Below are 5,697 nucleotides of genomic sequence, written 5' to 3' on the forward strand. Positions count from 1 at the left end.
TAATTCATAGCCGCCGCAGGCGGCAATCCACAACCCTCGGCGGCAAAGCCGCCGTCAAACCTGAGAACTCGACCGCCAAAGGCCGGTTAAACTTAAGAATCCTTTCTTCGCCCTTTGAACCCGCGGGCCCATAGGGCCCGCCCCCCCAATTTCAATAATCTTCTTTACATAAATCCGCTGGCATGATAAAATTTTCTAAGTTGTAGATATATTGATTACTCAGTAAATGAGGGATGTAAATGGCACTTTATGTTAAGAAATTCGGTGGAAGTTCGGTGGCTACACCGGAAAAAATGCTGAATATTGCAAACCGTGTTCTTCGGGACCGGAAGCCGGGGGATAAGATCGTCATTGTGGTGTCCGCCATGGGGGATACTACCGATGATCTTTTGGACCTGGCGTCCCAGGTTTCTTCTGTCAATCATGGCAGGGAAATGGATATGCTTCTGGCAACGGGAGAGCAGATGTCCATCGCTCTTATGGCTATGACTTTCAAGAAGCTGGGGGTACCGGCCATTTCCCTGACGGGCCCGCAGGCCGGCATCATTGCCGGCGGTGCTTTCGGGAAGGCCCGCATTGATGATGTGAAGCCGGAGCGGGTGCTCCGGGAGCTGGAGGAAGGCAAGATCGTCATTGTAGCAGGCTTTCAGGGGATTATGCCCAACGGCGATGTGGCCACCCTTGGCCGCGGCGGTTCCGATGCTACGGCGGTGGCTTTAGCCGGTGCCATGCATGCGGATATGTGTGAAATTTTCACTGACGTGGACGGCATTTATTCCGCCGATCCCCGCTATGTGAAGGGCTGCCGCAAGATGAAGGAAATCACCAATACGGAAATGCTGGAAATGGCAAGGCTTGGCGCCGGTGTCATGCAGCCCCGCAGCGTGGAGCTGGGCATGAAGTATCATATTCCCATTCATGTACGGTCTACGTTCACTGATGAGGAAGGCACCATTATCCGGGAGGTATGCACAATGGAAGGTAAGAATGAATCGGTAAGAGGCGTGGCGCAGGATGCCCATGCAGCAAGGATTGCGGTACTGGGGCTTCGCAATATCCCCGGTGTGGCATACATGGTTTTCTCCGCACTGGCTGAAGATAATATCACCGTAGATATGATCGTGCAGAGTGTGAGAAATTCCAATGATGACAAGACAGACATTATTTTCACCATTGAAGATACGGATCTGCCGGATGCTAAACGGGTGCTGGAAAAGATGAGGGACGAAGGCAAGCTGGAAGAAGTCATTTATGATGATGACACAGCCAAGGTTTCCGTGGTGGGAGCAGGCATGCTGGGAACGCCCGGCGTGGCTGCCCGCATGTTCGGCGCCCTTGGAAGGGCCGGCGTAAACATCGACATCGTCAGCACCTCTGAAATCAGTATTTCCTGCCTCATCCTGAGGAAGGATCTGGACAAGGCTGTACAGGCCATTCATGATGAATTTTTCCCTGATACAAAAGCTGAATAATCTGGTTTTTTCAAAGAAAAAGCACAGGTATTTACCTGCGCTTTTTCGCACGTTTAGGAAACAGTGCTGACCTTTGGCAAATAAAGGGTCCTGTTTCATGGAGGTTTTATATGAAATGGAAATTAGGCGACATGGTTCACGGATTCCGCGTGAACGCCATGTCTCATATTGAAGAAGTCAATTCCGATGCCTATGTGATGGAGCACGTGAAGAGCGGCGCCCGTCTCATGTATCTGGATAATGACGATGACAACAAGGTATTTTACATCGCATTCCGCACCACCCCGGACAATTCCAAGGGCGTGCCCCACATTATGGAACATTCCACCCTCTGCGGCTCCCGCAAGTATCCTTTGAAGGAACCTTTCGTGGAACTGGCCAAGGGGTCCCTGAATACGTTCCTCAATGCCATTACCTGGCCGGATAAGACCATGTATCCCATTGCCAGCAGAAATGATGTGGATTTCCACAATCTGATGGATGTGTACCTGGATGCTGTTTTCTATCCCAACTGCCTGAAGAATCCCCAGATTCTCATGCAGGAAGGCTGGCACTACGAGCTGGAAAACAAAGAAGCGCCCCTCACATACAACGGCGTGGTTTACAATGAAATGAAAGGGGCCCTTTCTTCTCCCGAAGCTATTATGGAAGACCGGGCTATGGAAAAGCTTTTCCCCGACACCACCTACGGCGTGGAATCCGGCGGGGACCCGGAAGTGATTCCCACCCTGTCCTTCCGTGAATTTACGGAATTCCACCGCCGTTTCTACCATCCCTCCAACAGCTATATCTACCTTTACGGCGATATGGATATTGATAAGACCCTGGAATATCTGGACGGGGAGTACCTCTCCGCCTTCGACAGAAGAAATGTGGACTCCATGGTGAAGACCCAGGCTCCCTTCGGGAAACGGATTTCCGTTACCGCCCCCTATGGCATTGCGGAAAATGAAGACACCGAAGGCAAGGCCATCCATGCCCTTTACAATGCTTTCAACGACCACATGTCTACCATGGACTCCCTGGCCTTCCGCATTCTGAACTATGTGCTCATCGACATGGACGGGGCGCCTTTGAAACAGGCGGTGCTGGACGCAGGCCTTGGAAGCGACCTGTCCGGCTCCTACGGCGACAGCTACAAGCAGCCCGTATGGATTGTGGAAGTGACAGGGTCCGAAGTGGGTAAACAGCAGGCCTTTGCGGATGTGGTGGACAGCACCCTCCGCTCCATTGCCCTGAAGGGACTGGACAAGGATATGCTGGAAGCGGCGCTGAACCGCACCGAATTCACTGCCCGTGAAAATGATTACCAGGGCCGTCCGAAGGGCCTTTTCTACGGCGTAAGGGCCATGGACCTCTGGCTGTATGACCGGGATCCCATGGAAGCCCTCCGCTACATCGACGATATCAACACCCTGAGGGATAACCTGAAGACCAATTACTTCGAAAATCTCCTTCTCCGCTATGTCATCAAGAACCCGCACCAGGTACTGATTACCATGAAGCCGGAAAAGGGACTCACCGAAAAGATGAATCGGGAAACGGCGGAAAAGCTGGCAGCCTTCAAGAGCAGCCTTTCCGACGAACAGCTGGATGAAATCATGGCCTCCACCAAAGCGCTGAAGGAAAGACAGGCCTCCGGCGAAACGGAAGAAGCGCTGGAAACCATTCCCCTCCTTTCCCGCAAAGACCTGAAACGGACGGTGGAGGAAAAGGTGCTGGAAAAGGAAAATGTGTCCGGCATGGACCATTTCCATTTCGACGTACACACCAACGGCATTACCTACCTGAACCTCTATTTCCCCCTCAGCGGCCTGACGGAAGAGGACATTCCCTATGCCATCCTTCTCTCTACCCTTTTGCGCAGTCTTTCCACCACAAAACACAGCTACGGCGAACTGGCCCGCCTGTCCAACGCCTACACCGGCGGCATGAGCTTTGCGGTGAACGGCTACGGAAAGGTGGAAGACACGAACGACTATCTGCCTGCCCTTACCGTCCGCGCCAAGGCGCTCACCTCCAAGGCAGACAAACTTTTGGACCTTCTGGGCGAAGTGATCAATCACACCCTCTTCACCGACACCAAGCGGCTGAAGGAACTGATTCTTCAGGAAAAATCGGAATGGGACATGACCGCCTTCTCTAGAGGCCACAGCCTGGTGATGACAAGGCTTACCTCCTATTTCTCCAGGGGAGGGGAGTTTGCCGAACAGTCCGGCCTTTCCTACTACTATTTCCTGGCGGACCTTGCCAGAAAATTTGACGGTGAAAAGGAAAAACTGGTGGCAAAACTGGAAGAAGTTTCCCGAAAGATTTTCACAAGAAGTTGTCTTTTCTTTGAAACCATAGGGGAAGAAGAGGAAAAGAAAGCTGTCCTTTCCAACTTTGCACTCCTTGTGGACGATATGGAAGAAGGGGAAAAGAAGGAACCCCGTCCATTCAGTTTCCCGTCGGCAGAAAAGAACGAAGCCTTCCGTACTTCCGGCAAGGTGCAGTACGTAGCCAAGGGTGGCAATTTCAAGAGCCACGGCTTTGCATACACCGGCGCTCTGAAGGTCATGGAAACCATCCTCCGCTACGAATACCTGTGGAAAAAGGTGCGCGTCCTGGGCGGCGCCTACGGCGCTTTCACCCAGTTCCTCCGGGACGGCACGGCCATCCTCTGCTCCTACCGGGATCCGAACCTTGCCGAAACCCTGAAGGCCTATGAAGACCTGCCGGCCTATCTGGAAAACCTTACCCTTTCCAACAGGGAAATGACCAAGTACGTTATCGGCACCATGGCCGCCGCTGAAACCCAGCTCACTCCCTCCATGAAGGGCGAAAGGGCCATGGTACACTACCTCTCCGGCAACACCAGGGAATCCCGCATGAAAATCAGGGACGAAGTGATCAACTGCCAGGTGGAAGACATCAGGAAACTGGCGCCTCTGGTAGAAAGCGTCATAAAGGATCCCTACATCTGCGTCATGGGCAGCGAAGACAAAATCGAAAGGGACAAAGCCCTCTTCGACGCTGTCAAATCCATGCCGAACTGATGAAAGTACGCACCCGTTTCGCCCCCAGCCCCACTGGCCGCATGCACCTGGGCAACCTGTGGATTGCCTTCCTGAATTGGCTCTGGACAAGGCAGCAGGGGGGAACCATTATCCTCCGCATGGAAGACATTGACAAAGACCGCTGCCATACATCCTATGCGGAAGGCATTCTGGAAGACCTCGCCTGGATGGGCCTTGACTATGACGAAGGACCTGAAGGAACCTATGCCTACGGAAGCACCGTGCAGAGCCGAAGATACGACATCTACGGGAAAATCCTTTCTGAAATGGAAAAGAAAGGGCACATCTACCCCTGCTACTGCAGCCGGAGCCGCATCCACCAGGTCCTCTCCGCTCCCCACGAAGGAGAAAACCGACCTGTCTACGACGGACACTGCCGAAACCTTTCGGAAAAAGAAGGAAAAGCCATGACCAAGCCCCCCTGCTGGAGAGTGGCCATGGAAGAGAGGAACACGACCTTTTCGGACCTCTTCTTCGGAAACGTGACAAGACACCTCAAAAAAGGGGCCGACGACTTCGTTATCCGCCGCGCCGACGGCCTTGTAGCTTACCAGCTGGCTGTCTCCATAGACGACGGAGCCATGGGCGTCACCCACGTATTCCGGGGAAACGACCTTCTGGACTCCACGCCCTACCAGGTCTTCCTTATGGAAAAACTGGGATACCAGCCGCCAGTCTACGGCCACCTGCCCCTGCTCACTGACAAAAAAGGCATCCGCCTTTCCAAAAGACAGCAGGGCATTACCATAGAAGAACTCCGGAACAGAGGATACAGCCCCGAAGACCTCATGGGCCTCCTTCTCCACCTGGCCGGAGGCCTTCCGGACATGAGACCGGTTACAAGAAAAGAAGCGGTAGAGAACTTCCCCTTCGAAAAACTGAAAAATCTGAAACAGAAGCACATCGTCCTTCCTGTATCATAAAAAAACGCTCCCTTTTGGGGGCGTTTTTTTATGGATACGCCCTTTCGGGCGTGAGGGTTCAGAGGATGCAGAGGGTGCAAAGGGTTCAAAGGGTGGTGGTAGGCGTCCCTTAAATAATGAAGGGCGCCATTATGATAAAACCCATTTAGTGAGCTGGTGGGCTGGTCGGTATTCCCGAAGGAGCCTGCCGCTGCGCGGCAGAGGGGCATATGGCCCTGTGCTAGGGAAGCACTGATTAAATCA

The 5,697-nt window shown here is 53.1% G+C and carries 3 protein-coding genes; all 3 read left to right on the forward strand.

Going from position 1 to position 5,697, the window contains the following annotated elements:
• Positions 1–239 precede the first annotated feature (239 nt).
• Positions 240–1,472 carry an aspartate kinase gene (locus tag B2Y11_RS05530; RefSeq protein WP_291057131.1) on the forward strand — a complete coding sequence of 411 codons (1,233 nt, stop codon included), beginning with the start codon at positions 240–242 and terminating at the stop codon, positions 1,470–1,472.
• A gap of 110 nt (positions 1,473–1,582) precedes the next feature.
• A complete protein-coding gene (locus B2Y11_RS05535) occupies positions 1,583–4,510 on the forward strand; it encodes an insulinase family protein (RefSeq protein WP_291057133.1) in 2,928 nt (975 codons plus the stop codon).
• Positions 4,510–5,454 (forward strand): tRNA glutamyl-Q(34) synthetase GluQRS, encoded by a 945-nt coding sequence (gene gluQRS, locus B2Y11_RS05540; protein ID WP_291057135.1) that lies wholly within the window; start codon positions 4,510–4,512, stop codon positions 5,452–5,454. Before B2Y11_RS05535 ends, gluQRS begins: the two co-directional genes overlap by 1 nt.
• Positions 5,455–5,697: the final 243 nt, after the last annotated feature.

It is taken from the genome of Dialister sp. UBA1703 (genome assembly GCA_002320515.1).
Classification (GTDB): domain Bacteria; phylum Bacillota; class Negativicutes; order Veillonellales; family Dialisteraceae; genus Dialister.